The following is a 25,078-nucleotide window of genomic DNA, read 5'->3' on the forward strand; positions in this document are numbered from 1 at the left end:
GTACTCACCCTTTGGTAAGTGACGAGTGGTGATCAGTGGCCCGGCGGCGCACCCTGGAAGGGAACCGCTGGAGGTGATCAGCCATGCAGACACTCGTCGGATGGCACATCGAGATGGAGTTCACCGAGCACGAAGGCAGGACCAGGGCTGCCGCGATGGTGCGGCTCGGTGACGGCGTGGAGCTTCGGGCTCACGGGTTCGCCAAACGGCACCCGACCGACGCCGAGCAGCTGCGGGTCGGCGAGGAGGTCGCGGGCGCGCGGGCGCTCATGGACCTTGCTTCGCAACTCCTGGGCAAGGCGCACGACGAGATAGATGAGGCCTCGGGCCGGGCGTCGTACCCGTTGACGACTTGAGACCGCAGATACGGCGATGCCCCCCACCGGGACCAGGACCCCGGTGGGGGGCATCGCCGTATCGCGAGCGTCGCGTGATCAGAGGCGCTCAGGGGTGCGGATGCCGAGCAGGGCCATGCCCTGGTGGAGCGTGCGGGCGGTCAGGTCGCAGAGGAACAGGCGGTTCTCCGCGATGTCGAGCGGCGGCTCCGGCTTCACGACCGGGCACTGGTCGTAGAACGTCGTGTAGAGCGACGCGAGCTGGTAGAGGTACGCCGTCAGCTTGTGCGGCTCGTACGCCGCGGCCACCTCGGCCAGGGTCTCCGCGAACCGGTCCAGGTGCAGGCACAGCGCGCGCTCCGCCGGGGCCAGTTCGAGCTCCGGGTGAGCCGCCGCCTTCCGCTCGCCCGCGTTGCGGAGGATCGACTGGATACGGGCGTACGCGTACTGGAGGTACACGGACGTGTCGCCGTTCAGCGACACCATCTGGTCCAGGTCGAACTTGTAGTCGCGGGACGCGGAGGTGGACAGGTCGGCGTACTTCACGGCGCCGATGCCGACGTACCGGCCGTTCTCGACGATTTCCTGCTCGGTCAGGCCGACCTTGGCGGCCTTCTCGCGCACGACCGTCGTCGCGCGATCGACCGCCTCGTCCAGGAGGTCCACGAGGCGGACCGTCTCGCCCTCACGGGTCTTGAACGGCTTGCCGTCCTTGCCGAGGACCGTGCCGAAGGCGAGCTGGACCGCGTGGACGTCGTCGTTCAGCCAGCCGGCCCGGCGGGCGGTCTCGAAGACCATCTTGAAGTGGAGCGACTGGCGGGCGTCCACGACGTACACGAGCGTGCTCGCGCCGAGGTTCTGGACGCGGTCGCGGATCGCGGAGAGGTCGGTGGCGGCGTAACCGTAGCCACCGTTCGACTTCTTCACGATGAGGGGGGACGGCTTGCCGTCCGGGCCCTTCACGTCGTCGAAGAAGACACACAGGGCGCCGTCGGAGCGGACGGCTACGCCCGAGTCCTCCAGGATCTGGCAGGTCTCTTCGAGCATGGCGTTGTATCCGGACTCGCCGACGACGTCGGGGTCCTGGATCTCCATGTCGAGCTTGTTGAAGACCGAGTAGAAGTAGATCTTCGACTCGTCGACGAAACGCTGCCAGAGGGCGAGAGTCTCCGGGTCGCCGGCCTGGAGGGCCACGACACGGTCACGGGAGCGCGCCTTGAAGTCCTCGTCGGAGTCGAAGAGCACGCGTGACGACTTGTAGAGGCGGTTGAGGGACGACATCGCCGCCTCGCCCTCCTCCGGGCCGCCGTGCTTGTGGTCCAGCTCGTGCGGGTGCTCGGTCAGGTACTGGATGAGCATGCCGAACTGGGTGCCCCAGTCGCCGATGTGGTGGCGGCGTACGACCTTCTCGCCGGTGAATTCGAGGATCTCGACCATCGCGGCGCCGATCACGGCGGAGCGGAGGTGACCGACGTGCATCTCCTTGGCCACGTTCGGCTGCGCGTAGTCGACGACCGTCGTGCCCGGCTTCTCCGCCAGCGGTACGCCGAGACGGTCGTCGGCGGCGCGGGCCGCGAGGGTGTTGATGATCGCCTGGTCGGTGACCGTGATGTTCAGGAAGCCGGGGCCCGAGACCTCGATGTCCTTGATCAGGTCGTCGCCGTCGGTGGGGAGTCCGGCTACGACCTGCGTGGCCAGCTCGCGCGGGTTCGCCTTGGCCTTCTTGGCGAGCGCCAGGATGCCGTTCGCCTGGAAGTCGGCCCGGTCGCTTCGTCGCAGCAGCGGGTCGGCGGCGCCGGCCTCCGGCAGGGCTGCCGAGAGGGCGTCCGCGACGCGCTGGTTGACGGTCGAAGCGAGGGAATGGACCGAGGCCATGAGCTGCCGTTCCTGTTGAGAGGAAGTTGAATGTGCAGACGAGTATTTCATGGGGGTGTGCGGCGCGTCGTCTCGTATAAAGGGGAGCCTCGGGCGGGGTCGATCCGTCTGGGAGAATGGCTGGCGACAGCTATCGACAGCTATCGAGGAAGAAGGACGTGCCGATCGTGGCTCAGAGCAGCACAGAGACCGACTGGGTCTCCCGGTTCGCGGACGAGGTCATCGCCGAGTCGGAGCGACGTGCGCCTGGCAAACCGGTCGTCGTCGCGTCCGGACTCTCGCCCTCCGGGCCGATTCACCTGGGCAACCTGCGTGAGGTCATGACCCCGCACCTGGTCGCGGACGAGGTCCGGCGGCGAGGGCACGAGGTCAGGCATCTGATCTCGTGGGACGACTACGACCGGTACCGCAAGGTGCCGGCGGGTGTCGCGGGTGTGGATGAGTCGTGGGCCGAGCACATCGGCAAGCCGCTGACGTCGGTGCCCGCGCCGGCCGGGTCGTCGTACCCGAACTGGGCCGAGCACTTCAAGGCGGCCATGACGGCGGCCCTTGACGAGCTCGGTGTCGAGTACGACGGCATCAGCCAGACCGAGCAGTACACGGCCGGGGTCTACCGCGAGCAGATCCTGCATGCGATGAAGCACCGGGGTGACATCGACGCCGTACTCGACCGGTACCGGACGAAGAAGGACCCCAAGCAGCAGGTCAAGAAGCAGGGGCAGAAGCCGGTCGACGAGGCCGAGCTGGAAGCCGCCGAGGGGTCCGGGGCGGCCGACGAGGACGACGGCAGTGGGGGCGGGGCGGGGTACTTCCCGTACAAGCCTTACTGCACTTCCTGTGGCAAGGACCTCACTACGGTGACGGCGTACGACGACGAGAGCACCGCTCTGTCGTATGTGTGCGTTTGTGGGCATTCCGAGACTGTGCTGCTGAGCGAATTCAACGGCGGCAAGCTGGTCTGGAAGGTCGACTGGCCGATGCGCTGGGCGTACGAAGGCGTGATCTTCGAGCCGAGCGGTGTCGACCACTCGTCGCCCGGGTCGTCGTTCGTGGTGGGCGGACAGATCGTGCGCGAGGTCTTTGACGGCGTGCAGCCGATCGGGCCGATGTACGCGTTCGTGGGCATCAGCGGGATGGCCAAGATGTCCAGCAGCAAGGGTGGCGTGCCTACGCCTGCCGATGCGCTGAAGATCATGGAGGCGCCGCTGCTGAGGTGGCTGTACGCGCGGCGCCGGCCCAACCAGTCCTTCAAGATCGCCTTCGACCAGGAGATCCAGCGGCTCTACGACGAGTGGGACTCGCTGGAGAAGAAGGTCGCCGAGGGGACTGTGCTGCCGGCCGACGCGGCGGCCCACTCGCGTGCGATCAGGACGGCGGCGGGGGAGCTGCCCCGGACGCCTCGGCCGCTGCCGTACCGGACGCTCGCCTCGGTGGCGGACATCACGGCGGGGCACGAGGACCAGGCGCTGCGGATCCTGAGCGAGCTGGATCCGGCTCATCCGGTTACGTCGCTGGACGAGGTACGGCCGAGGTTCGACCGGGCCGAGAACTGGATCACCACGCAGGTGCCGGCCGAGCAGCGCACGGTTGTGCGGAGTGAGCCGGACACGGAGATTCTGGGCTCGCTGGACGAGGCCGGGCGGGAGTCGCTGCGGCTGCTGCTCGAGGGCCTCGACTCGCACTGGTCGCTGGACGGGCTCACGACGCTCGTCTACGGCGTACCGAAGGTGATGGCGGGGCTGGAGCCGGATGCGAAGCCGACGCCGGAGCTGAAGGTGGCGCAGCGGTCGTTCTTCGCGCTGCTGTACCAGCTGCTGGTCGGGCGGGACACGGGGCCGCGGCTGCCTACGCTGCTGCTTGCGGTGGGGGCGGACCGGGTGAGGAAGTTGCTCGGGGCGTAGCTGCGGGCTTGCTCTTGCGCGCTTGTGGAGGGCCGCCACTCCTGGGATTCCGGGGGGTGGCGGCCTTTTCGCGTGGCGGGGGGTGGGGCTTTGTTCCCCCTACCCGCCCCTTCCCGTAACTGGGGCAAGCCCCAGACCCCGGGGCCCTTCGAGCGTGTCCTCAATCGCCGGAAGCGGGCCTAGAAGACTCCTGAAGATCTTGCTCGGACCGCCCGACTCACCCCGGATTGCCGGTAAATGTCAATCGGGCTGAACCGGTGCAAGCCGGGCGCGATTTCAAGATCTTCATCGGCCTTCTAGGCGATGTGTTCGGCGTCCAGTTCCTGCTGGTAGCGGACCTGGAAACGCTTGGCGTAGTCGGACAGTTCGTTGAGGGGCGGGGGCTGCGTGCCCAGGTCCTGGATGTACGAGCCGAACGCGCCGGCTGATGGGACCGTGCCGTAGTCGCCGACGTACTTGCGGAACGCGTCGTAGTACCGCTCCTCGGGCTCGTACTCCTCCTCGTACTGCTCCACGTATTCGGCCGGGTCCTGCTCGTGGCGCGGGCCCGGGATGCCGCCCAGGGGGCGCGTGCGGCCGGGGCCCGCGGGGACCATCACGGGGGTGGGCTGTTCGGGGGCCTCGGCGTACGCCGCCGACTCCCCGTAGGCGTTGTCGTAGGCGGAGTCCTGCTGTCCCTGCGGTACCTGCGGCGCGGCGAACCACGGGCTCGAATGCGAGCCGGGGCCCTCCGCCTCCTCCGCGACGGGCTCGTCGTCCATGTCCGGGGCTTCCTGCGGCCACTCCTCGTCGGGGTGCGGCTGCCCGCGCCTGTGCTCGGCGTGCTCCTGGTCGTCGAGCTCCCGTACCGGCTGCGGCTGCGCCTGCGACACCAGCGCCCGGAGTTCCTGGGAGTGCTGCGCCTCGATCTCCGGCGCCGGCGGCAGCAGCACCGGCTCGATGCCGGCCGCCGCCAGGCCCGCGGGTCCGGTCTGGGCGAGTGGAACGCCGTACTTCGCAAGGCGGAGGGGCATCAGCGACTCGATGGGGGCCTTGCGGCGCCAGCCACGCCCGAAGCGTGCCTGGAGCCGAGCCTGATAGATCAGGCGGTCCTGTTCCAGCTTGATGACCTGCTCGTAGGAGCGGAGCTCCCACAGCTTCATGCGGCGCCACAGCTTGAACGTCGGCAGTGGCGACAGCAGCCAGCGAGTGAGGCGTACGCCTTCCATGTGCTTGTCGGCCGTGATGTCGGCGATCCTGCCGACCGCGTGCCGCGCCGCCTCGACCGAGACGACGAACAGGATCGGGATGACGGCGTGCATGCCGACACCCAGCGGATCCGGCCACGACGCCGCGCCGTTGAAGGCGATCGTCGCGGCCGTCAGCAGCCACGCCGTCTGGCGGAGAAGGGGGAACGGGATGCGCATCCAGGTCAGGAGGAGGTCCAGGGCCAGCAGGACGCAGATACCCGCGTCGATGCCGATCGGGAAGACCAGGGAGAAGTCGCCGAAGCCCTTCTCCTCCGCGAGCTCGCGCACGGCGGCGTACGAGCCGGCGAAACCGATCGCGGCGATGACCACCGCTCCCGCGACGACAACACCGATCAATATGCGGTGCGTACGTGTCAACTGCATCGCGGCCACCCGCGATCCCCTCCCGTTACGACGGACTTGGCGGGGGTCAGCCTGGCACATGTGTGCGGGTCGCGTTGCGCGGGTAGGGGCGGAGCCCGGCCCCCAAGGGGAAGACCGGGCTCCGGTACGTGTCGGAGATTGGGTGGTATGTGCTGGTTGCCGCCAGGGGCTACTTGTTGGCCGCGGTGACCGAGGCCACCGCCTCCTTGGCCGCCTTCTGAGCGTCCTTCAGCAGGTCGGCGCCCTTGGGGGACTTGGCGCCCTGGTAGCCGGCGCCGTTGTAGATGACGGTGGCGACGACGTTCTCCGTACGTGTCACGACCGTTGCGTACTTGAAGTCCGCGTCGGTCTTGCGCAGGTCGTACGCGACCGTCGTCGACTGGTCGCCGACGCCGGCGGTGGCCTTGGTCGCGACCTTCTTCGCGCCGTCCGTCGCCTTCGCGGCCTCGACCTGCTTCGCGTAGTACTCCTCGGCGAGCTTGTCGCCGGCGCCGCGGGTCTGGTCGGAGTCGTACCGCATGTACGAGACGGACAGCCAGCGGTACTGCGAGCCGTCGACGCCCTTGTTGTCCAGACCGTTCCAGGAACATCCGCCGCGCGCGGACACGTCATTCGACTTGTCAGCGGTACCGGACTTGTCCTTCGCCCCGGGCACCAGCGAATCGACCGTCTTCTGCTTGATCGACTTGCACGGCTCGGGCAGCTTCGAGAACACCGCCGGCTTGACGGTCGGCTTCGCCGACACCGAGGGCGAGGCGCTGGCGGACGGGGACGCGTCCTTGTCGCCTCCGGAGTCCGAGGAGCAGCCGGCGGCGACGAGCATCACCGGGACGGCTGCGCAGGCGAGTATGCGAGAGAGTCGCGGGGCTGATCGGTGCTGGTGCATGGTTCCTTCACGGGGCTGGGGCTGGGGCTGACTGATCGACCGGTCGATCGCTTATTCGCTGAACTGCTCGGCGAGCCTGCGGGCCAGGGCCTGCGTCTTCTCCTGCAGTTCCTTGCTGTCGGGGACATCGGCGGTCAGGGCGGGGTGCTCGCTGTACTGGACGGACACGATGACGTTCGAGGTACGGAACACCACGGTGACGGTACGGCGCTGGGTGGTCGAGCCGGAGCGGATCAGGGCGTCGTCCAGGAAGGCGGCGTCGCCGAGGCCGACGAGGGTACGGGGTTCGAGGCCCTGGGGGGCCTCGGGGGCCTGGGCGCCGGTGTCGCCGCTCGCGGTGTCGGTGCCTGTGCCTGCGCTGGTCGCGCTGTCGGGCGTCCGGCCGGCGGACTCGCCTTCGCCGCCTTCGTCCCCGGCCTTGGAGGCGCCGGGCGTGGGGGAGTCGCTGCTGCTCGGGGACGCACTGCCCTCGCCGGCGTCCTCTGCGCCGCCCTCGCCCTCCTCCGGGCTGCGGGTGGGAGTCGGGAGATCCGCCGCGATCTCCTGCTTCCCGTACACGTCCTTCGCGCGGTCGTCGTCGCTCACGTCGGAGTCGTACGACACCACCCGCTCGAAGTCGACCTTGAGGTCGTGCGTGACGCCCGGGGAGTCCACCTTCCAGCGGCAGCCGACGCGCCGGTCCGTGTCGTACGTCACGGCGGCGTTGCCGTCGTACGCCTTCTCCTGCTGCTCCTCGGGGAGCGTGGCGACGCCCGGGAGGAGGTCGCGGAGCATGCCGCGGTCGACGGAGCCGCAGGGTTCCCGGAGCGTGCGGTACTTGCCGGGGGCGGCGACGGACGTGTTGGCCTCGTCCGTCTTGGCGTCGGCGGCGGAGTCCTCGGTTCCGGAGCCGCCGGTGCAGCCGGCGGCAAGCGCCGCGAGGAGCGCGACGCCGGGTACGTACACCTTTCGCTGCACGGTCCCAGGCTCCCTTCGATCGGAAATACGGTTGCCGCGCGATAGCGGCCGGTGGACACAATGTGTATCGCACGCGCTGGCCACAACGCCGGTCCGCTGTCTCTTTCGCGGTACTTGGCGCCAGATTTGCGCTATCTGTATTTCGGGGGAATAGAGGAGTTATGTCGTACGTAGAGGTACCGGGCGCGAAGGTTCCGATCCGGATGTGGGCCGATCCGGCAACGGTCGAGGGCGGCGCGATGCAGCAGCTCCAGAACGTCGCCACCCTGCCCTGGATCAAGGGTCTCGCCGTCATGCCTGACGTCCACTACGGCAAGGGCGCCACCGTCGGCTCGGTGATCGCGATGCACGGCGCGGTGTGCCCGGCGGCGGTCGGTGTCGACATCGGCTGCGGCATGTCGGCGGTGAAAACATCACTCACGGCGAACGACCTTCCGGGTGATCTTTCGCGCCTCCGGTCGAAGATCGAGCAGGCGATCCCGGTGGGCCGGGGGATGCACGACAGCCCGGTTGACCCGGGGCGGCTGCATGGGTTCCCGACGGCGCGGTGGGACGACTTCTGGGGGCGGTTCGAGGGGGTCGCCGATGCGGTCAAATTCCGTCAGGAGCGCGCCACGAAGCAGATGGGAACGCTCGGAAGCGGCAACCACTTCGTCGAGTTTTGTATTGATTCGACCGATTCTGTTTGGTTGATGCTGCACTCCGGCTCGCGGAACATCGGCAAGGAGCTGGCCGAGTACCACATCGGGCAGGCGCAGAAGCTTCCCCACAACCAGGGGCTGATCGATCGTGACCTGGCGGTATTCATCTCGGAGACCCCGCAGATGGCGGCGTACCGGAACGACCTCTTCTGGGCGCAGGAGTACGCGAAGTACAACCGCGCGATCATGATGGGGCTCTACCAGGACGTTGTCCGGCGGGAGTTCAAGAAGGCCAAGGTGACCTTCGAGCCGGTCATTTCCTGTCACCACAATTACGTCAGCGAAGAGCGCTACGACGGCATGGACCTGCTGGTCACCCGCAAGGGTGCGATCCGGGCGGGCTCCGGCGACTTCGGGATCATCCCCGGCTCGATGGGCACGGGCTCGTACATCGTGAAGGGGCTTGGCAACGAGAAGTCGTTCAACTCGGCCTCGCACGGCGCGGGCCGGCGGATGAGCCGCAGTGCGGCGAAGCGGCGATTCTCGGCGCGGGACCTGGAGGAGCAGACGCGGGGCGTGGAGTGCCGGAAGGACTCCGGTGTCGTGGATGAGATCCCGGCCGCGTACAAGCCGATCGAGCAGGTCATCGACCAGCAGCGGGACCTCGTGGAGGTCGTCGCGAAGCTGAAGCAGGTCATCTGCGTCAAGGGCTGAGGACGCCCAGAGCGCGGAGAGCGGAAGGCCCCGGTTGTGGTTGCCGGGGCCTTCCGCGCGTGCAGGCGTGGCCGCGTGGTCGCGGTGGATTTTGAATGTGGATTTCCATCGTTTCGGGTGCTCGTGGGGGGTTACCCGGAAGGTGTCCCAGCCAGCACGAGAGACACGGGGCGTGGCGTGAGGTCTCGGCGTAGCGGTCTGGCTTCGCGCACCCCCGGAGAAGGTGGAATCCATGAGTGGTGTGTCCGCGAATGGCGGTGCCGGGCGTGTCCAGCAGGCCGGGCAGACAGCGAAAGAGGAGGCGTCGGTCACAGCCGGTCAGGCGAAGCAGGCCGCGGGTGAGGTTGCCGGCTCGGTTGCGCAGCAGGCCAAGGCCGTCACCGGTGAGGCTCGGCAGCAGGCCGGTACGGCGGCGCGTGACCTGCGGGGACGCGTGAGCGATGAGGTGCAGGGCCAGGCCGAGCGCGCGGTGGGCACGCTGCGGAAGTGGGCGGACGACCTCGACGGGATGGCCCAGAACGCGCCCGGTGATTCCCCGGTGCGCAGCCTCGTGGCGCAGGCGGCCGATGGTGGTCACCGGGCAGCCGATTACCTGGACAAGAACGGTCTGGGCAGCGTCGTGGAGGACGTGCGGGGATTCGCGCGGCGGCGGCCGGGTGCGTTCCTGGGTGGCGCGGCGCTGGCCGGGCTGGCCGTCGGGCGGATGGCCAAGGCCGGAAAGGCGCAGGCGGGCGCGGGTGGCGACGGAGGCCGCAGGGCCGGCAGTGCTGCTCAGTTCCCGCAGGATCCGCCGGTGCAGGTTCCGCCGCCCGAGACCGACAGCAGTGTGGCTCAGGCTCCCGGGTGGGCGGGGCTGCCTGGTGCACCGGAGGTGTGAGTGATGGCGATGTCGACGTATACGCGGCAGGCCCCTTCCGCGCGGGCGCAGGAGAGGCCGGTGGGGGAGCTGCTGTCGGAGGTCACCTCGGATGTGCAGCTGCTCTTCCGGCAGGAAATGGAGCTGGCCAAGCTCGAGATCCGCGAGGAGGCCACCAAGGCGGGCAAGGCCGCGGGGATGTTCGGTGGGGCGGGGTTCGCCGGGTACATGGTGGCGCTCTTCGCTTCGCTGGCGGCCGTGTTCGGCCTGGCGAATGTGATGGACGCCGGCTGGGCCGCGCTGATCGTCACCGGGGTGTGGGCGGTGGTGGGCGCCGTCCTGTTCGTGATGGGCCGCTCCCGGATGCGCAGTGTGTCGCCGAAGCCGGAACGTACCGTGCAGACATTGAAGGAGGACGCGCAATGGGCACGTCACCCGACCAAGTAAGGGCTGACATCGAGACGACGCGGGAGAAGTTGTCCGGTGATGTGGAGCTGCTGGCCGATCGCACGAGTCCGCGCCGGATAGCCCGGCGCCGCAGTCGGCGTGTTCGCGGTGCGGTTTCCGGGGTGCGGCGGCGCGTCATGGGGTCGGCTTCGCACACCACGGGCCGGGCTCAGGACCGTACGCAGCAGGCTGCTCAGTCGGTGCAGGAAGGCGCCGGGCAGGCTGCCGAATCTGTACGTCAGACGGCTGGACAGGCGGGCGAGGCAGTGAAGAAGGCACCTGAAGAGGCTCTGCGGCAGACGGAGGGCAATCCGCTGGCGGCCGGTGTGATCGCCTTCGGGGCGGGCCTGCTGGTCGGCTCGATGCTGCCGAGTACGCAGGCCGAGGAGCAGGCGGCCGCGCAGTTGGCGGACCGGGCCGGTGGGGCGATCGAGCCGGTCAAGCAGGCGGCGGCCGAGTCGGCGCAGCATCTGAAGGAGGACGCCACTCAGGCGGCGCAGCAGGCGGTTCAGGGGGTCAAGGAGACCGCCACCGAGGCCGCTCGTACGACGCAGGAGCAGGCGCGGGAGCAGGCCGGTCAGGTGACCGAGCAGGCGCGTCAGTCGGGCCAGACCGTGGCGGGCGAGGCTCGTGATCAGGGCGGTCGGCCGTAGTGCGTCGGTGGCGGCCCGCGTCGGGAGTTCGTTTCCCGGCGCGGCCGTTGTTCGTGCGTCCGGCGGTCCGGGGTTCAGTTGAGGAGCTGGGCGCGCAGGCGGGCGATGAGGTCGTCGGTTACGCCGAGGTGCTTGGCGGCGTAACCGTGCACCGATCCGTGGGCGGCGGCCAGGTCGTCGAGGAACAGACGCATGATGTCGGCGGGGGCACGGCCGTAGCCGGGCCACTTCATGACGCGGGTCGGGTTGGCCGCTTGCCAGTCGGCGAGCAGCCGCTCGGTGGCGAGTTCGGTGAGGGCGAAGTCGGCGAGGACGTCTTCTTCGCGGACGCCTGCGAGGGTGAGGACGAGGGCGGCCAGCAGGCCGGTGCGGTCTTTGCCCGACGCGCAGTGGAAGACCAGGGGCGCGCTGTCGGAGGCGATGACTTCGAGGGCCTGGCGGAGTTCTTCGGCTCCGTCGTGGGCGACTTCGGTGTAACGGTCGGCGAGGTAGCGCCAGGGGTCGAGGTCGGGGTCGATCTCGGCCTGGTCGTAGGGCCGGTGTTCGACGCTGAGATTGAGGTAGGTGAGGCCGTCGCTTTCGGGTACGCGGCCTTTGGCCTGTATCTCCCAGGGGTAGCGCAGGTCGACGACGGTGCGGATGCCGAGGGCCAGGAAACGGTCGTGGTCGGCGCCTTGGAGTTTGGCGAGGGAGTCGGAGCGGTAGAGGCGGCCGTGGCGCAGGGTGCGGCCGTCCGTGGTGCGGTAGCCGCCGAGGTCGCGGAAGTTGTGCAGCCGCTCGAACGGGATGATGCGTCCGCTGCCGTCCGTGGTGGTCGGTGTCGTGTTCACAGTTCGCGGTGCACCTTGGTGTTGGAGGCCTGGGCGCGGGGGCGGACCACGAGGAGGTCGATGTTGACGTGGCTGGGGCGGGTGACCGCCCAGGTGATGGTCTCGGCCACGTCGTCGGCGCTGAGGGGTTCGGCTACGCCCGCGTAGACCTTGGCGGCCTTTTCGGTGTCGCCGCGGAAGCGGGTGGTGGCGAATTCGTCCGTCTTGACCATGCCGGGGGCGATCTCGATGACGCGGACCGGGGTGCCGACGATCTCCAGGCGGAGGGTCTCGGCGAGGACGTGCGCTCCGTGCTTGGCGGCTACGTAGCCGCCGCCGTTCTCGTACGTGCCGTGGCCGGCGGTGGAGGAGACGACGACCACCGTGCCGTCGCCGCTCGCGGTGAGGGCGGGGAGCAGGGCCTGGGTGAGGTTGAGGGTGCCGATGACGTTGGTCTCGTACATCTGGCGCCAGTCGTCGGGGTCGCTGGTGGCGACGGGGTCGGCGCCGAGTGCGCCGCCGGCGTTGTTGACGAGGACGGCGAGGGTGCGGAAGGCGGTGGCGAACTCGTCGACGGCCTCACGGTCGGTGACGTCCAGGGCGTACGCCGTTGCCTGGTGGCCGGCGGCGGTGAGCTCGGCTTCCAGGGCTTCGATGCGGTCCTTGCGGCGGGCGGTGAGGACGACGCGGTAGCCGGCGGCGGCCAGTTGGCGGGCGGTGGCGGCGCCGATTCCGCTGCTCGCTCCGGTGATGACGGCGATAGGCGTAGACATGGGGACAGGCTAGCGATGCCGTGGTGCGTACATGATGACGGCCATCCCGGCGAGGCAGATGAGGGCGCCGATGATGTCCCAGCGGTCGGGGCGGTAGCCGTCGGCGATCATGCCCCAGGCGATGGAGCCGGCGACGAAGACTCCGCCGTACGCGGCGAGGATGCGGCCGAATTCGCCGTCGGGCTGGAGTGTCGCCACGAAGCCGTACGCGCCGAGGGCGATGACGCCGGCGCCGGTCCACAGCAGGCCGCGGCCCTGGTTGTGGGCTCCGCCGCGTACGCCCTGCCAGACGAGCCAGGCGCCGCCGATTTCGAGGAGGGCGGCGAGGAGGAAGAGGGCGGCGGAGCGGGCGACGGTCATGTGTTCAGCGTGTCATGGGGTGTGGGGCGGGCCGGGGGTGCGGAAATCGGTATGTTCTGGGCATGGTTGCGATGCGGATGCGGATGCGGACGTGCAGGGTTGTGGTGGCGGGGGCCGCTGCGGCGGTGATGGCGGTGGGCGTGGGGGGTTTTCGGATCGCCCCTGAGGCGGATGTGGCGTATCGCGGGCACGCCATGCTGGACGCGGGGCGGCTCGGGGTCTGGCTGGAGACCGGGAATCGCGGCCCTTCGGGGCTGAGGGACGCGACCGTGCGGGTGCGCTTTTCGGTGCCGTTGGCCGGTACGCGGGAGCTGCCGCCGCACTGTCTTTGGGGCGGGGAACGCGAGGCGCTGTGCCGGACGGGTGCGTTGCGGGTCGGCGGGAACGGCCGGGACTTCGCGTTCCATCTGCGGACGTCCGGGGATCCGTCCGAGGTGGTGGTGCGGATCAGTACGGCGTGGAACGGCGGTGCGACGGACCGCAATCCGCGGAACAACGAGCATGAGGTGCTGGTGCCGGCGAGCGGTGACGGCTACTTCTTCTGAGCTCGTCTGAGTTCCTTCTTTCGAGCTATGGAATGTCAACGGCTGTTGGCCTACAGTTGTTGACATGAGTGAAACGCCTGCTCCCGACGCTCCGCCACCCCGCCGGTCCGACGCGACCAAGGCGGCGATCCTCGACGCCGCCCGCGAGCGTTTCGCGGCCGACGGGTACGAGCGCGCGACCATCCGCGCCATCGCGCGTGACGCGGAGATCGACCCGTCGATGGTGATGCGCTACTACGGCAACAAGGAGGGGCTGTTCGCCGCCGCTTCCGAATTCGACCTGCGCATGCCGGACGTGGGGCAGCTGGGCGCGCTGCCGGGCAAGCATGTGGGCGCCGTGCTCGTCGGCCATTTCCTCGACCGCTGGGAGGCGGACGAGGTGCTGACCGCCCTGCTGCGGGTCGGCGTGACCAACGCCGCCGGAGCGGAGCGTATGCAGGCCATATTCCGGGAGCAGCTCGGGCCGGTGGCCGCCGGCGTGTGCCCGGATCCGCGGGAGGCGCCGATGCGGGCCGCGCTGGTCGCCTCCCAGATACTCGGCATGGCGATGGCGCGGTACGTCCTGCGGCTGCCGCCGGCCGTGGAGATGACGCGGCAGGAGGTGATCGACTGGCTGGCGCCCACTGTGCAGCGGTATCTGACGGCGGAGCGGCCGTAGCGGCCACTGCTTCGTACACTTTCTGCATGCCGCAGAAGAAACGCCCGAGCAGCAGTAGCAGCGACAGCAGCACGGCCCGGCGCGGTCTCCTGGTGGCCGAGCTGACCTCCGAATCCCGCCGCTACATGGCTTCGTACGCCCTCTTCAGCCAGGCGGTAGCCGACCATCTGGGGCTGCACCCCACCGACCTGCAGTGCCTCAATCTTCTCAACCTCGAAACCGGTCCGGTCACCATCGGGCGGGTCGCCGAACTGACCGGGCTCACCACCGGGTCCGCGACCCGGCTCGTCGACCGGCTGGAGCGGGCCGGGTATCTCACGCGGCGGCGCGACACGCAGGACCGGCGCCGGGTGCTGGTCGAGGCGGTGCCGGAGCGGATGGCGGAGTTCGGTGCGGTGTGGGAGAAGCTGAGCGGCCGCTGGGCCCAGATGTTCGACGCGTACGACGACGATGAACTCGCCCTGATCATCGCCCACATGCGGCGGACGGTGGAGGTCAGCGCCGCCCAGGTCGAGCGGCTGCGCAGCGGCGAGCTGAACTGACGGTCAGGATGCCTGTTGCTGCGTTCGCGCGTCGCCGTAGGTGCGCAGGACGTCCTCGACGATCGTCTGCAGGCTTGAGTGATGTGCGCCGTTCCAGTACACGCGCGAGCACGTGGTGCACTGGGCGAAGGCGTCGTACGAGCGCTCCGTGCCGCTTTCGAGGAGACCGCTGACGGACTCCTTGCTGGTGTGCTTCAGTTCGCCGTTGCAGGCGACGCAGCGGGTCCAGGGGGCGAGAGCGGGTGCGAACCGGCTCAGTACGTCGTCGAGCTGCTCCTTGGGGCGGTCGCTGTAGATGTACGCACCGGCCCAGAGCTCGCGGCGCCGCAGCAGCCCCCGGTCCCGCGACAGCAGTACGCGCTGCTCGCGCGCCGAGTGCGTGGCGAGGGCCGGGTCGCCGATGTCCTCGCTGAAGTACTCGGCGTCGACGCCCAGCAGCCGCAGCCGCCGCGCCAGCGTGCCGAGGTGTACGTCGAGGAGGAAGCGCAGCGGTGCGCCCGGCACCTGCTGCGGCCGCTGCACCGCGCGTACCTCGACGCTCTCGCCCGCCGCCGGGATGTGCGAGACCGGGACCTCACGGCCGTCGACGAGCAGGCGTCCCGCCTCGGTGAGCGGGATGCCCAGCGACTCGACGACATGGCCGAGCGTCGAGGCTCCGTCGGTGGTCAGAGCCGTACGCCCGCCGCGCCGCTCGGCCGATACGAAGAGGTGCAGTTCGGGGGCGACGCTGAGGTGGATCTCCGGTCCGTTCACGCCGCCAGCATGCCATTGGGGCGTACGCCGCATCCAGGGCTTTCTAGCCCGTGAAGGCCGCCGCGTGTTCCCGCGCCCAGGCGGCGAAGGACCGGGCCGGGTGCCCGGTCAGCTCCTCGACGGTGCGGGTGAGCGGCACGGGGGAGCGGTCGTTGCGCGCCCAGTAGTCGAGGAGCGAATCCGCGAACGCCCCGGGGAGGTACTGCGCCATGGCGGCCTTCCAGGTCTCGCGGCTGACGGCGTTCACCTCGATGTCCCGGCCCGCCGCGCGGCTCAGGGTCTCGATCTGCTCGGTGAAGGTGAGCGACTCGGGCCCGGTCAGTTCGTACGCCGCACCTTGCAGCCGGGGCGTGGTGAGGACCGCCAGCGCGGCCTCGGCGATGTCCGCCTCGTGGAGGGGGTCGGCGTGGCTGAAGGGGTACGGGAGGTCGATCGCGCCTCCGGACTTCACGGCCCACGACCACTGGAGAGCGTTGGTGGCGAAGGCGCCGGGCCGCAGGAAGGTGGCGGTGATGGTGGTGGCGCCCGTGGCGGCGGTCAGGGCCTGTTCGACGGCAAGGTGGGACGTGGCAATGGGATTGTCGGCGTCGGGAGCCAGGACGGAGTTGGAGGAGAGCAGCACGATGTGCTCGACGCCGGCTGCCGCGGCCGCCTCGGTGAAGGCGCCGATGTGGGACGGCTCGGCGTACAGGAAGACGGACTTGACCGAGTCGAGCGCCGCGGCGAAGGTCTCAGGTTTGCCGAGATGGCACCGCACGGTGGCGACGCCGGGCGGCGGCTCCAGCTTTTCGGGTGCGGCGGAGGCGGCTCGTACGGCGACTCCGCGGGTGTGCAGGAGATCGACGAGGGCGGAGCCGACGCGGCCGCGGCTGCCGGTGACGAGGACGGTCATGGGGTGGGTTCCTCTCGGGTTGCGCCTCTGTGTCGTACATACTTTTTGCGAAGAGGAGAGAAAGCCCCGCCGGCTGGGAATGTTCAGGCGGTCAAGGTCTGGCCCTCCGGTCCGACACCGGGGCGCGGTAGAGGTCGTCCAGCTCCGCCCAGGATTCCCTGATGATGCACTCGGTGACTGCCATCAGGTCGAGTTCCGCGAGCCGTGCGGCGCTCTGCGAGTACGGCGGCGGGGCCGGGTGCTTCCGCCGCCACCAGCAGGAACACGCGGCATAGATGCCACTGGCGCACAACAGGGCAGGTATGGCCAGGGCAGCCAGAACGTCGCCCACGGCGGGCCTCCTTCAGCGTCGATGCCCATTGCATCGGCACGCCGAAGAGACTGCTGAAGATCATAATCCGGACATGACCGGGCCGACCTTTGATCGAGAAGTCACACTCTCGGGTCGGGTCGGGTCGGGTCGGGTCGGTCGGGTCGGGTTGGGGGGAGCGTCAGGGCCAGACCAGGCAGTACGGCTGGTGGCCCGCCTCGTGCAGGCGGTGGCTGAAGTCCTGCCATTCGTGGAGCAATTGGTAGACGTTGAACGCGTCGCGCGGCCCGCCGCGGTCCGGAACCGTGGACCAGATGAAGGCGGCCGCGCCCACCGACTCCTCGCCGATGCCGCGCAGCGGGTCGACGACCGTCATGGGGAGCTTGACCACTGCGTAATCGGGGTGGAGTACGACCAGTTCGAGCGGCGGCACCTTGTGCAGGGGTATGCCCTCGATACCGGTCAGGACCATCGCCGCCACCGTCTCCGGCTTGATCTTCGTGAACATGCCGCCCATGCCGAGCTCGTCGCCGCCCAGCTCCTCCGGCCGCATCGAGATGGGCACGCGGGCAGCGGTGGCTCCGTTCGGAGCGCCGAAGTACTTGTAGGTCACCCCCACCCGGCCACTCCTGTTTCCCGTGTCCGCGATCGCCTCGCGCTCCCGCTCCCGAGCCTGCTCGCGCTCACGCCGATGCCGGCCGCGCTGGGCCCGTTCAGGACCCAGGTCGTCGGTCCCCTCGCCCACTCCGCCACCGCGATGCATATCTCCACCCGACCACTCGCGGCCACAGCCGCGCAACCCGATCATCGTGTCAGTGACCTCCCCCACGCCCGTGCGGTGAAACACCTGTCCGCAAGACCGTCGGAGCCTCTGACACCATGGCTTGTGTGAGCTTCCCCTATGACGCCCCAGTTTCGCAGACGCTTTTCGACCGCGCGTCCCTCGTGACGCCCGGCGGCGTGAACTCTCCGGTCCGCGCATTCCGTGCCGTGGGCGGTACGCCCCGGTTCATGGTGTCCGGTACCGGTCCGTACCTCACCGACGCCGACGGCCGCGAGTACGTCGACCTCGTGTGCTCGTGGGGGCCGATGATCCTCGGCCACTCCCACCCCGAAGTAATCGCCGCAGTTCAGGAGGCTGTCGCCCGCGGCACCTCCTTCGGTACGCCCGGTGAGGGCGAGGTCGCGCTCGCCGAGGAAATCGTCGCCCGGATCGCGCCGGTCGAGCAGGTACGGCTCGTCTCAAGCGGCACAGAGGCGACGATGTCGGCCATCCGTCTCGCCCGCGGCTTCACCGGCCGGGCGAAGGTCGTGAAGTTCGCCGGCTGCTACCACGGGCATGTCGACGCGCTGCTCGCCGCCGCCGGGTCCGGCCTCGCGACCTTCGCGCTGCCCGACACGCCCGGCGTGACGGGCGCGCAGGCCGGCGACACGATCGTTCTGCCGTACAACGATCTCGACGCCGTACGGGCCGCCTTCGTCGCCCACCCCGGCGAGATCGCCTGCGTCATCACCGAGGCATCGCCCGGCAACATGGGCGTCGTCCCGCCGGGTGAGGGGTTCAATGCCGGGCTCAAGGCGCTGTGCCAGGCCGACGGCGCTCTCTACATCTCCGACGAGGTCATGACCGGCTTCCGCACGTCGAAGGCCGGCTGGTACGGCGTCGACGGCGTCGCGCCCGACCTCATGACCTTCGGCAAGGTCATGGGCGGCGGCTTCCCGGCCGCGGCCTTCGGTGGACGTAAGGACGTCATGGCGCACCTCGCGCCCGCCGGCCCCGTCTACCAGGCGGGCACCCTCTCCGGGAACCCGGTCGCGACCGCCGCCGGGCTCGCGCAGCTGCGGCTGCTCGACGACGCGGCGTACGCCATGCTCGACGCGGTGTCGCGGGAGATCCAGGAGCTCGTCACCCTGGCGCTCACCAAGGAAGGCGTCGCGCACCGGCTCCAGACGGCCAGCAACATGTTCTCGGTCTTCTTCACGGCCGACGAGGTGCGGAACTACGACGACGCGCGCAAGCAGGAAGCTTTCCGCTTCAACGCCTTCTTCCACTCGATGCTCGCCGACGGCGTCTACCTGCCGCCCTCCGCCTTCGAGTCGTGGTTCGTCTCCACCGCCCACGACGCACGGGCCGTCGAGCGCATCGCCGCCGCGCTGCCCGCCGCCGCCCGTGCCGCAGCGGAGGCGACGGCATGAGCGAGACCACCGTCGTCCACGTGGTGCGGCACGGCGAAGTGCACAATCCGGACGGGGTCCTGTACGGGCGCCGGACCGGGTACCACCTCTCCGAGCTCGGGCGGCAGATGGCCGACCGGGTCGCCGAGCACCTCGCCGGGCGGGACATCGCGTACGTCGTCTCGTCGCCGCTGGAGCGCGCCCAGGAGACCGCGACGCCGATCGCCAAGTCGCACGGGCTGGACCTGGCCACCGACGACCGGCTGATCGAGGCCGCCAACGTCTTCGAGGGCAAGACCTTCGGAGTCGGGGACGGCGCGCTGCGCAGGCCCGCGAACTGGAAGCACCTGACGAATCCGTTCCAGCCGTCGTGGGGCGAGCCGTACATCGAGCAGGTCGTACGGATGATGGGCGCCCTGAACGCGGCGCGCGACGCGGCGCGTGGGCACGAGGCGGTCGCCGTAAGCCATCAGCTGCCGATCTGGACCCTGCGCAGCTTCGTCGAGCGGCGGCGGCTGTGGCACGACCCGCGGAAGCGGCAGTGCACGCTCGCCTCGCTCACGTCGTTCACGTTCGAGGGCGACAAGATCGTGTCGGTCATCTACAGCGAGCCGGCCCGCGATCTTGTGCCGGCGCATCTGCTGGCCGGCGCCAAGCCCGTAAAGGGCAAAGCGAAGGCATTCGGCGCGTAATATCCCCGCTTTCCGGCCACTCCTGGCAAAAATGTGCCGGTTCGCCGGAACCCGTTTCCGCACCACCGCCTCTTACCCGGTGTCCGTTTGTATGACCGGCGGACGTCAACGGGGACGACAAGCGCGGATGGGGCGACGGTATGCGGGACATGAGTCGAAGGGGTCTGCTCGGAGTGGGACTGGGAGCAGCGGCCGCGGTCGGCATAGCCGGCTGCGGCCCGTCCGGTTCGACGGAGTCGGGTGCGGGCCGCACCGGCGGCGGCAAGGGCGGCGGTGAAGGCGGCGGCACCCCGTCGCCCACCAAAACCGGTGATGACGTACGCCTGATAGGTGACGGCTCGACCGCCGACACCGGCAAGCAGCCGAACCAGCCGGACAAGCCTGTCCCGCTCCAGCCCGGAGAGACCCCGCCGCAGTTCGTGATCTTCTCCTGGGACGGCGCGGGCGAGGTCGGCAACGGCCTGTTCCCGCGCTTCCTCAAGCTCGCCAAGGACCACGACGCGGCGATGACCTTCTTCCTCTCCGGGCTCTACGTCCTGCCCGAGTCGAAGAAGAGCCTCTACAAGCCGCCGAACAACCGCGTCGGCGCCTCCGACATCGGCTACCTCACCGACGAGCACATCAAGGACACGCTCAAGTACGTCCGCCAGGCCTGGCTCGAAGGCCACGAGATAGGCACCCATTTCAACGGCCACTTCTGCGCCGGATCCGGCTCTGTCGGCAACTGGACGCCCGCCCAGTGGGAGAACGAGACCGCCCAGGCCAAGGCGTTCGTCACCGAGTGGAAGACCAACAGCGGGTGGACCGACCTCGATCCGCTGCCCTTCGACTACGAGAAGGAACTCGTCGGCGGCCGCACCCCCTGCCTCCTCGGCCAGGACAACCTGCTCCCGACCGCGAAGAAGCTCGGCTGGCGCTACGACGCGAGCTCGCCCGGCGGCCGCCAGATGTGGCCCGCCAAGCGCGAGGGCCTGTGGGACCTGCCGCTCCAGGCGATGCCGTTCCCGGGCCATTCCTTCGAGGTGCTCTCGATGGACTACAACATCCTTGCCAACCAGTCGAAGAATTCGACTCAGGGCATGCCGTCGCGCTACCCCGGCTGGAAGAAGCAGGCCACCGAGGCTTATCTCTCCGGTTTCCGGCGGGCGTACGAGAGCAATCGCGCGCCCTTCTACATAGGCAACCACTTCGAGCAGTGGAACGGCGGAATCTACATGGACGCCGTCGAGGACGCGCTCAAGGGCATGGCGGGCAAGAAGGACGTACGCCTGGTGTCCTTCCGGCAGTTCTGCAACTGGCTCGACGTACAGGACCCGAAGGTGCTCGCCAAGCTGCGTTCCCTCGAAGTCGGACAGTCTCCGGCGGGTGGCTGGAAGTCTTTCCTTAAGGCGTCTTGACAAGGGGCTTTACGGGCACCAAGGGGGGCGCGGAAGATCTCTGGAACGCTCATGCGAAACTTTTCACATGAGCCTCAGCCGCGCCCCCCGCCGCCGCTCGAACCGCACCCGCCGCGCAGTGTCGGCGGGCGCCGTCGTGATCGCAGGCGCACTCACGCTCTCCGCGTGCGGAGGCGACGGCAGTACGTCGTCGGGCTCGGGCGGCACGAACTTCGTGACCAGCAGCGCGGGCATCTCCACCGTCGCCAGGGGTGAGCGGCAGGACGCCCCCAAGCTCGACGGCACGACCCTCCAGGGCGAAAAGCTCGACGTCGACGACTTCAAGGGCAAGGTCGTCGTCATGAACGTCTGGGGTTCGTGGTGCCCGCCCTGCCGGGCGGAGGCTCCGCATTTCGCGAAGGTCGCCAAGGAGACGAAGGACAAGGGCGTCGAGTTCGTCGGGATCAACACGCGCGACAACTCCACGCAGCCGGCGATCAAGTTCGAAGAGGATTACGGCGTCGCGTATCCCAGCTTCTACGACCCGATCGGCAAGCTGATTCTCCGCTTTCCCAAGGGAAGTCTGAATCCGCAGGGCGTTCCGTCAACGATCGTGATCGACCGCGAAGGGAAGATCGCGGCGCGCTCGCTGACCGCCCTCAGCGAGAAGAAGCTGCGCCGGATGATCGACCCGCTGATCGCGGAGAAGTGACCAAGTGAGCTTTCTCGCCGCCGCGATCACCGACCCGAACCCGACGGTTCTGAGCGGTGCCCTGATACTCGCCCTGCCGATCGCCGTCGCTGCCGGTCTCGTCTCGTTCTTCTCGCCGTGCGTGCTGCCGCTCGTACCCGGCTATCTGTCGTACGTCACGGGAATCAGCGGCACCGACCTGGCGGAGGCCAAGCGCGGCCGCATGGTCGTGGGCGCCTCGCTCTTCGTGCTCGGCTTCACCGCCGTCTTCGTCTCGACCGGGGCGCTCTTCGGTTACTTCGGCAACACGCTCCAGGAGTACCAGCAGACCCTCTCCAGGGTGCTGGGCGGCCTGATGATCCTCATGGGCGTCTTCTTCATGGGGCTGTTGCCCTGGATCACCCAGCGTGAATTCCGCATCCACAAGCGGCCGACGGCCGGTCTCGCGGGCGCGCCCGTCCTGGGGGCTCTCTTCGGCATCGGCTGGGCGCCGTGCACGGGCCCGACGCTCGGCGCCGTCCAGACCCTCGCGTTCAACGAGGCGAGCGCGGGGCGCGGGGCCATACTGACCGTCGCGTACTGCCTCGGCCTGGGGGTGCCCTTCGTGCTCGCCGCGATGGCTTTCCGGCGGGCGCTCGGTGCGTTCGCCTGGGTCAAGAAGCACTACGTCTGGGTGATGCGCATCGGCGGTCTGATGATGATCGTGACCGGCCTCCTGCTCGTGACAGGGATCTGGAACGGCATCATTCAGGACATGCAGGGCTGGACGAACAGCTTCACGGTGGGGATCTGAGTTCCATGAGCAAGACCGAGACGGACGAGGCGGCCGCGACCGCCGCCGAGGAGAGCGAGCTCGGCGAAGCCGGCGCCCAGCTCTCCACCGCCCCCCAGGAACGGTCGGTCCCCGGCTCCTTCGGCGGCGTGATGCAGCCCGGCGCGGCCGGCCGGATCGCCTGGGCCTGGCGCGAGACGACGGGCTGGGTGCGCTGGTTCTGGCGGCAGCTGACGTCGATGCGGGTCGCGCTGATCCTGCTTTTCCTGCTCTCCCTGGGCGCGATCCCCGGCTCGCTCGTCCCGCAGACCGGCGTGGACGAGACGAAGGTCGAGGAATTCAGGGCGGCGCACGAGACGCTCGCGCCGATCTACGACGACCTCGGGCTCTTCAACGTCTACAGCTCGGTGTGGTTCTCCGCGATCTACATCCTTCTCTTCGTCTCGCTCATCGGCTGCATCGTGCCCCGCACCTGGCAGTTCGTGGGCCAGCTCCGCAGCCGCCCGCCGGGCGCGCCGGGCCGCCTGACGCGACTTCCGGCGTACACGACCTGGCGTACGGAAACGGATCCCGAGCAGGTCCGCGCGGCCGCGCTGGCTATGCTGAAACAGCGCCGCTTCCGGTCGCACACCGTCGGGGACGCGGTCGCCGCCGAGAAGGGCTATCTGCGCGAGGCCGGGAACCTCATGTTCCACATCGCGCTCATCGTGATGCTCGTGTCCTTCGCCACCGGGCAGCTCTTCAAGTCCGAGGGCGGCAAGCTGGTCGTCGAGGGCGGCGGCTTCGCCAACACCCTGACGCAGTACGACGACTTCAAGTCCGGGTCGCTCTTCGACCGGGACCACGACCTGGCGCCGTTCAGCTTCAAGCTGGACAAGTTCGTCGGGACGTACGAGCGCTCCGGTCCCCAGCGCGGCACACCCCGTACGTACGAGGCCCATGTGACGTACGCCAAGGGTGCGGACGGCGCCGAGAAGAAGGCCAAGATCGAGGTGAACGAGCCGCTGGAGGTCGACGGCTCGAAGGTCTACCTCATCGGCCACGGGTACGCGCCGGTCGTCACCGTCAGGGACGGCAGGGGCAAGGAAGTCTTCAAGGACGCGGTGCCGCTGCTGCCCATGGACTCCAACGTCACCTCGTCCGGCGCGATCAAGGTGATGGACGGCTACCGCGACAAGAACGGCAAGAAGGAGCAGCTGGGCTTCGCCGCGTTCTTCGTGCCGACGTTCGCGGGCGCGGGCAAGGGCACGATGCTCTCCCAGTACCCGGGTCTGGACTTCCCCGTCCTCGCGCTCAACGCGTACCACGGCAGCCTCGGCGTGAACGCGGGCCTGCCGCAGAACGTGTACCAGCTCGACAAGCGCAAGATGAAGGAATTCAAGGACGACCAGGGCGCCATGCTCAAGCAGCGGCTGCTGCCGGGCGAAACCATGAAGCTGCCGAACGGCGCGGGCTCCATCACGTTCGAGAAGGACGTGAAGCAGTGGGCGACCTTCCAGATCTCGCAGCAGCCCGGCAATGTACCCGCGCTGGCGGGAGCCATCGCCGCGATCGCGGGACTCGCCGGATCGCTGTTCATCCAGCGCCGCCGTGTGTGGGTCCGGGCGGTACGGGGTGAGGACGGCGTCACCGTCGTCGAGATGGCCGGACTCGGCCGCAGCGAGTCCTCGAAGCTCCCCGAGGAACTGGCCGACCTGGCCGCAACGCTCAATTCACAGGCGCCGACGGCACCTGATCCCGCTGAACCTGCACCTGTCGAAGGAGTCCGCGCGTGAATCTCGCGGCCGCAACCAACGAGAACCTCGCCAACATCAGCAACGTGCTGATCTATTCGTCGATGGCCGTCTACACCCTGGCCTTCCTCGCGTACATCGCCGAGTGGGTCTTCGGCAGCCGCAGCAAGGTCGGCCGTACGGCCGCCGCGCTGACCGGCGACGCCGCGGTGGCCCCATCGGTGACGGTGCGGTCCGGCGGCTCCACTGCCGTCCTCGACAAGCCCAAGATCGTTACCCGCTCGGCCGCCGGCACCCGCGACGTTCCGGACGGTCCCGGCGCGGCGGGCGGCACGGAGAAGGGCGACCTCTACGGACGCGTCGCCATCTCCCTCACCACCCTCGCCTTCCTCGTCGAGGCGGGCGGCGTGGTGGCCCGCGCCCTGTCGGTGCAGCGCGCGCCCTGGGGCAACATGTACGAGTTCTCGATCACCTTCTCCACGGTGGTCGTCGGCGTCTATCTCGCGATCCTGGCCGCGAAGAAGAACGTCCGGTGGGCCGGACTGCCGCTGGTCACGACGGTGCTGCTGGACCTCGGTATCGCCACCAAGTGGCTCTACACCGACAGCGACCAGCTGGTTCCGGCGCTGGACTCGTACTGGCTGTGGATCCACGTCTCCACCGCGATCTTCTGCGGTGCGGTGTTCTACCTCGGCGCGGTCGGCACGTTGCTCTACCTCTTCCGTGACTCGTACGAGGAGAAGCTCGCCGGCGGCGGCGAGCCGGGCGTCTTCGCGACCTCCGTCATGGAGCGCCTCCCGTCGGCCGCCTCGCTCGACAAGTTCGCGTACCGCGTGAACGCCGCCGTCTTCCCGCTGTGGACGTTCACGATCATCGCGGGCGCGATCTGGGCGGGCGACGCGTGGGGCCGCTACTGGGGCTGGGACCCCAAGGAGGTCTGGTCCTTCATCACCTGGGTCGTGTACGCCTGCTACCTGCACGCACGCGCGACGGCGGGCTGGAAGGGCCGCAAGGCCGCCTACCTGGCGCTGTTCGCGTTCGGCTGCTGGCTGTGGAACTACTACGGCGTGAACATCTTCCTCAGCGGCAAGCACTCGTACGCGGGCGTCTGAGACTCTC

General features: G+C 69.0%; 27 protein-coding genes. 16 read left to right on the forward strand and 11 right to left on the reverse strand.

All coding sequences use genetic code 11. The features are described from left to right. Nucleotides 1-83: 83 nt before the first annotated feature. Nucleotides 84-356, forward strand: coding sequence for a DUF1876 domain-containing protein (locus J7E89_RS13700; RefSeq protein ID WP_214973213.1), 273 nt, complete (start codon nucleotides 84-86; stop codon nucleotides 354-356). Nucleotides 357-434: 78 nt separating this feature from the next. Here J7E89_RS13700 and argS read toward each other — a convergent pair whose 3' ends face one another. Then, on the reverse strand, nucleotides 435-2,210 hold the full coding sequence (gene argS / locus J7E89_RS13705) for an arginine--tRNA ligase (RefSeq protein ID WP_214973215.1): 1,776 nt from the start codon (nucleotides 2,208-2,210) through the stop codon (nucleotides 435-437). A 116-nt stretch (nucleotides 2,211-2,326) separates the two neighbouring features. Here argS and lysS point away from each other — a divergent pair, with 116 nt between their 5' ends. After that, on the forward strand, nucleotides 2,327-4,111 hold the full coding sequence (lysS, locus tag J7E89_RS13710; RefSeq protein ID WP_214973224.1) for a lysine--tRNA ligase: 1,785 nt from the start codon (nucleotides 2,327-2,329) through the stop codon (nucleotides 4,109-4,111). A gap of 296 nt (nucleotides 4,112-4,407) precedes the next feature. Here lysS and J7E89_RS13715 read toward each other — a convergent pair whose 3' ends face one another. The 3 genes from J7E89_RS13715 to J7E89_RS13725 all read right to left on the reverse strand — a co-directional run bounded on the left by J7E89_RS13715 (nucleotide 4,408) and on the right by J7E89_RS13725 (nucleotide 7,567). Further along, nucleotides 4,408-5,733, reverse strand: coding sequence for a DUF2637 domain-containing protein (locus J7E89_RS13715; RefSeq protein WP_214973226.1), 1,326 nt, complete (start codon nucleotides 5,731-5,733; stop codon nucleotides 4,408-4,410). Nucleotides 5,734-5,893: 160 nt separating this feature from the next. Further along, nucleotides 5,894-6,610, reverse strand: a complete 717-nt coding sequence (locus tag J7E89_RS13720; protein ID WP_214973228.1) for a DUF3558 domain-containing protein — start codon at nucleotides 6,608-6,610, stop codon at nucleotides 5,894-5,896. Between the two features lie 51 nt (nucleotides 6,611-6,661). Then, nucleotides 6,662-7,567: a DUF3558 domain-containing protein gene (locus J7E89_RS13725; RefSeq protein WP_214973230.1), complete on the reverse strand. Its 906-nt coding sequence runs from the start codon at nucleotides 7,565-7,567 to the stop codon at nucleotides 6,662-6,664. 161 nt (nucleotides 7,568-7,728) lie between these two features. On the opposite strand from J7E89_RS13725, the gene J7E89_RS13730 reads away from it, so the two are divergent. The 4 genes from J7E89_RS13730 to J7E89_RS13745 all read left to right on the forward strand — a co-directional run bounded on the left by J7E89_RS13730 (nucleotide 7,729) and on the right by J7E89_RS13745 (nucleotide 10,878). Beyond that, complete coding sequence (locus J7E89_RS13730; RefSeq protein WP_214973232.1) at nucleotides 7,729-8,922, forward strand: RtcB family protein; 1,194 nt, start codon at nucleotides 7,729-7,731, stop codon at nucleotides 8,920-8,922. Nucleotides 8,923-9,154: 232 nt separating this feature from the next. After that, entirely contained in the window at nucleotides 9,155-9,799 is a 645-nt protein-coding gene (locus tag J7E89_RS13735; RefSeq protein ID WP_214973234.1) for a hypothetical protein, read from the forward strand. Between the two features lie 3 nt (nucleotides 9,800-9,802). Further along, nucleotides 9,803-10,225: a phage holin family protein gene (locus J7E89_RS13740; RefSeq protein ID WP_214973236.1), complete on the forward strand. Its 423-nt coding sequence runs from the start codon at nucleotides 9,803-9,805 to the stop codon at nucleotides 10,223-10,225. Further along, nucleotides 10,201-10,878 (forward strand): DUF3618 domain-containing protein, encoded by a 678-nt coding sequence (locus J7E89_RS13745; RefSeq protein WP_214973238.1) that lies wholly within the window; start codon nucleotides 10,201-10,203, stop codon nucleotides 10,876-10,878. Before J7E89_RS13740 ends, J7E89_RS13745 begins: the two co-directional genes overlap by 25 nt. Before the next feature lie 74 nt (nucleotides 10,879-10,952). Here the strand turns inward: J7E89_RS13745 and J7E89_RS13750 are convergent, their stop codons facing one another. From J7E89_RS13750 to J7E89_RS13760, 3 genes are read right to left on the reverse strand one after another with little or no spacing between them, the layout of a single operon-like run. Then, entirely contained in the window at nucleotides 10,953-11,708 is a 756-nt protein-coding gene (locus J7E89_RS13750; protein ID WP_214973239.1) for a tyrosine-protein phosphatase, read from the reverse strand. Beyond that, on the reverse strand, nucleotides 11,705-12,460 hold the full coding sequence (locus tag J7E89_RS13755; RefSeq protein WP_214973242.1) for an SDR family NAD(P)-dependent oxidoreductase: 756 nt from the start codon (nucleotides 12,458-12,460) through the stop codon (nucleotides 11,705-11,707). The genes J7E89_RS13750 and J7E89_RS13755 overlap by 4 nt, the downstream gene beginning before the upstream one ends. A gap of 9 nt (nucleotides 12,461-12,469) precedes the next feature. Then, nucleotides 12,470-12,820: a YnfA family protein gene (locus J7E89_RS13760; RefSeq protein ID WP_214973244.1), complete on the reverse strand. Its 351-nt coding sequence runs from the start codon at nucleotides 12,818-12,820 to the stop codon at nucleotides 12,470-12,472. A 62-nt stretch (nucleotides 12,821-12,882) separates the two neighbouring features. Between J7E89_RS13760 and J7E89_RS13765 the strand changes: the two genes are divergently transcribed. From J7E89_RS13765 to J7E89_RS13775, 3 genes are all read left to right on the forward strand, one after another. After that, on the forward strand, nucleotides 12,883-13,365 hold the full coding sequence (locus J7E89_RS13765; RefSeq protein WP_251060516.1) for a hypothetical protein: 483 nt from the start codon (nucleotides 12,883-12,885) through the stop codon (nucleotides 13,363-13,365). A gap of 64 nt (nucleotides 13,366-13,429) precedes the next feature. Continuing rightward, the gene (locus tag J7E89_RS13770; protein WP_214973246.1) at nucleotides 13,430-14,023 is read left to right on the forward strand and encodes a TetR family transcriptional regulator; all 594 of its coding nucleotides are present in this window, start codon (nucleotides 13,430-13,432) and stop codon (nucleotides 14,021-14,023) included. Nucleotides 14,024-14,049: 26 nt separating this feature from the next. Beyond that, nucleotides 14,050-14,565 carry a MarR family winged helix-turn-helix transcriptional regulator gene (locus J7E89_RS13775; RefSeq protein WP_214973248.1) on the forward strand — a complete coding sequence of 172 codons (516 nt, stop codon included), beginning with the start codon at nucleotides 14,050-14,052 and terminating at the stop codon, nucleotides 14,563-14,565. A 3-nt stretch (nucleotides 14,566-14,568) separates the two neighbouring features. On the opposite strand, the gene J7E89_RS13780 is transcribed toward J7E89_RS13775, so the two are convergent. The 4 genes from J7E89_RS13780 to J7E89_RS13795 all read right to left on the reverse strand — a co-directional run bounded on the left by J7E89_RS13780 (nucleotide 14,569) and on the right by J7E89_RS13795 (nucleotide 17,283). Continuing rightward, nucleotides 14,569-15,318 carry a Mut7-C ubiquitin/RNAse domain-containing protein gene (locus J7E89_RS13780; RefSeq protein ID WP_214973250.1) on the reverse strand — a complete coding sequence of 250 codons (750 nt, stop codon included), beginning with the start codon at nucleotides 15,316-15,318 and terminating at the stop codon, nucleotides 14,569-14,571. A 43-nt stretch (nucleotides 15,319-15,361) separates the two neighbouring features. Next, the gene (locus J7E89_RS13785; RefSeq protein WP_214973258.1) at nucleotides 15,362-16,210 is read right to left on the reverse strand and encodes an NAD(P)H-binding protein; all 849 of its coding nucleotides are present in this window, start codon (nucleotides 16,208-16,210) and stop codon (nucleotides 15,362-15,364) included. A gap of 91 nt (nucleotides 16,211-16,301) precedes the next feature. Next, nucleotides 16,302-16,541: a hypothetical protein gene (locus J7E89_RS13790; protein ID WP_214973365.1), complete on the reverse strand. Its 240-nt coding sequence runs from the start codon at nucleotides 16,539-16,541 to the stop codon at nucleotides 16,302-16,304. A 160-nt stretch (nucleotides 16,542-16,701) separates the two neighbouring features. After that, on the reverse strand, nucleotides 16,702-17,283 hold the full coding sequence (locus J7E89_RS13795) for a hypothetical protein (protein ID WP_214973260.1): 582 nt from the start codon (nucleotides 17,281-17,283) through the stop codon (nucleotides 16,702-16,704). 116 nt (nucleotides 17,284-17,399) lie between these two features. Between J7E89_RS13795 and hemL the strand changes: the two genes are divergently transcribed. From hemL to ccsB, 7 genes are all read left to right on the forward strand, one after another. Further along, complete coding sequence (gene hemL / locus J7E89_RS13800; RefSeq protein WP_214973266.1) at nucleotides 17,400-18,716, forward strand: glutamate-1-semialdehyde 2,1-aminomutase; 1,317 nt, start codon at nucleotides 17,400-17,402, stop codon at nucleotides 18,714-18,716. Beyond that, complete coding sequence (locus J7E89_RS13805) at nucleotides 18,713-19,387, forward strand: histidine phosphatase family protein (RefSeq protein ID WP_214973267.1); 675 nt, start codon at nucleotides 18,713-18,715, stop codon at nucleotides 19,385-19,387. Before hemL ends, J7E89_RS13805 begins: the two co-directional genes overlap by 4 nt. Nucleotides 19,388-19,527: 140 nt before the next feature. After that, nucleotides 19,528-20,784, forward strand: coding sequence for a hypothetical protein (locus tag J7E89_RS13810; protein WP_214973268.1), 1,257 nt, complete (start codon nucleotides 19,528-19,530; stop codon nucleotides 20,782-20,784). Nucleotides 20,785-20,851: 67 nt separating this feature from the next. Next, nucleotides 20,852-21,475, forward strand: a complete 624-nt coding sequence (locus J7E89_RS13815; RefSeq protein ID WP_214973269.1) for a TlpA disulfide reductase family protein — start codon at nucleotides 20,852-20,854, stop codon at nucleotides 21,473-21,475. Nucleotides 21,476-21,479: 4 nt separating this feature from the next. Next, a complete protein-coding gene (locus J7E89_RS13820) occupies nucleotides 21,480-22,247 on the forward strand; it encodes a cytochrome c biogenesis CcdA family protein (protein WP_214973271.1) in 768 nt (255 codons plus the stop codon). Between the two features lie 5 nt (nucleotides 22,248-22,252). Further along, entirely contained in the window at nucleotides 22,253-24,001 is a 1,749-nt protein-coding gene (locus tag J7E89_RS13825) for a cytochrome c biogenesis protein ResB (RefSeq protein ID WP_214973272.1), read from the forward strand. Continuing rightward, the gene (gene ccsB, locus J7E89_RS13830; protein WP_214973273.1) at nucleotides 23,998-25,071 is read left to right on the forward strand and encodes a c-type cytochrome biogenesis protein CcsB; all 1,074 of its coding nucleotides are present in this window, start codon (nucleotides 23,998-24,000) and stop codon (nucleotides 25,069-25,071) included. Before J7E89_RS13825 ends, ccsB begins: the two co-directional genes overlap by 4 nt. Nucleotides 25,072-25,078: the final 7 nt, after the last annotated feature.

Origin of the sequence: Streptomyces sp. ISL-100 (assembly GCF_018614615.1) — a bacterium.
GTDB lineage: Bacteria > Actinomycetota > Actinomycetes > Streptomycetales > Streptomycetaceae > Streptomyces.

Excerpts from the sequence above, each read along its gene's own strand:
- hemL (WP_214973266.1), top strand. The coding sequence starts at position 17,400 with ATGGCTTGTGTGAGCTTCCCCTATGACGCCCCAGTTTCGCAGACGCTT.
- J7E89_RS13735 (WP_214973234.1), top strand. The coding sequence starts at position 9,155 with ATGAGTGGTGTGTCCGCGAATGGCGGTGCCGGGCGTGTCCAGCAGGCC.
- J7E89_RS13805 (WP_214973267.1), top strand. The coding sequence starts at position 18,713 with ATGAGCGAGACCACCGTCGTCCACGTGGTGCGGCACGGCGAAGTGCAC.
- J7E89_RS13765 (WP_251060516.1), top strand. The coding sequence starts at position 12,883 with ATGGTTGCGATGCGGATGCGGATGCGGACGTGCAGGGTTGTGGTGGCG.
- J7E89_RS13795 (WP_214973260.1), bottom strand. The coding sequence starts at position 17,283 with ATGCATCGCGGTGGCGGAGTGGGCGAGGGGACCGACGACCTGGGTCCT.
- J7E89_RS13720 (WP_214973228.1), bottom strand. The coding sequence starts at position 6,610 with ATGCACCAGCACCGATCAGCCCCGCGACTCTCTCGCATACTCGCCTGC.
- J7E89_RS13815 (WP_214973269.1), top strand. The coding sequence starts at position 20,852 with ATGAGCCTCAGCCGCGCCCCCCGCCGCCGCTCGAACCGCACCCGCCGC.
- J7E89_RS13760 (WP_214973244.1), bottom strand. The coding sequence starts at position 12,820 with ATGACCGTCGCCCGCTCCGCCGCCCTCTTCCTCCTCGCCGCCCTCCTC.
- J7E89_RS13755 (WP_214973242.1), bottom strand. The coding sequence starts at position 12,460 with ATGTCTACGCCTATCGCCGTCATCACCGGAGCGAGCAGCGGAATCGGC.
- lysS (WP_214973224.1), top strand. The coding sequence starts at position 2,327 with ATGGCTGGCGACAGCTATCGACAGCTATCGAGGAAGAAGGACGTGCCG.
- J7E89_RS13740 (WP_214973236.1), top strand. The coding sequence starts at position 9,803 with ATGGCGATGTCGACGTATACGCGGCAGGCCCCTTCCGCGCGGGCGCAG.
- J7E89_RS13825 (WP_214973272.1), top strand. The coding sequence starts at position 22,253 with ATGAGCAAGACCGAGACGGACGAGGCGGCCGCGACCGCCGCCGAGGAG.
- J7E89_RS13775 (WP_214973248.1), top strand. The coding sequence starts at position 14,050 with ATGCCGCAGAAGAAACGCCCGAGCAGCAGTAGCAGCGACAGCAGCACG.
- J7E89_RS13770 (WP_214973246.1), top strand. The coding sequence starts at position 13,430 with ATGAGTGAAACGCCTGCTCCCGACGCTCCGCCACCCCGCCGGTCCGAC.
- J7E89_RS13745 (WP_214973238.1), top strand. The coding sequence starts at position 10,201 with ATGGGCACGTCACCCGACCAAGTAAGGGCTGACATCGAGACGACGCGG.
- J7E89_RS13730 (WP_214973232.1), top strand. The coding sequence starts at position 7,729 with ATGTCGTACGTAGAGGTACCGGGCGCGAAGGTTCCGATCCGGATGTGG.
- J7E89_RS13785 (WP_214973258.1), bottom strand. The coding sequence starts at position 16,210 with ATGACCGTCCTCGTCACCGGCAGCCGCGGCCGCGTCGGCTCCGCCCTC.
- J7E89_RS13810 (WP_214973268.1), top strand. The coding sequence starts at position 19,528 with ATGCGGGACATGAGTCGAAGGGGTCTGCTCGGAGTGGGACTGGGAGCA.
- argS (WP_214973215.1), bottom strand. The coding sequence starts at position 2,210 with ATGGCCTCGGTCCATTCCCTCGCTTCGACCGTCAACCAGCGCGTCGCG.
- J7E89_RS13700 (WP_214973213.1), top strand. The coding sequence starts at position 84 with ATGCAGACACTCGTCGGATGGCACATCGAGATGGAGTTCACCGAGCAC.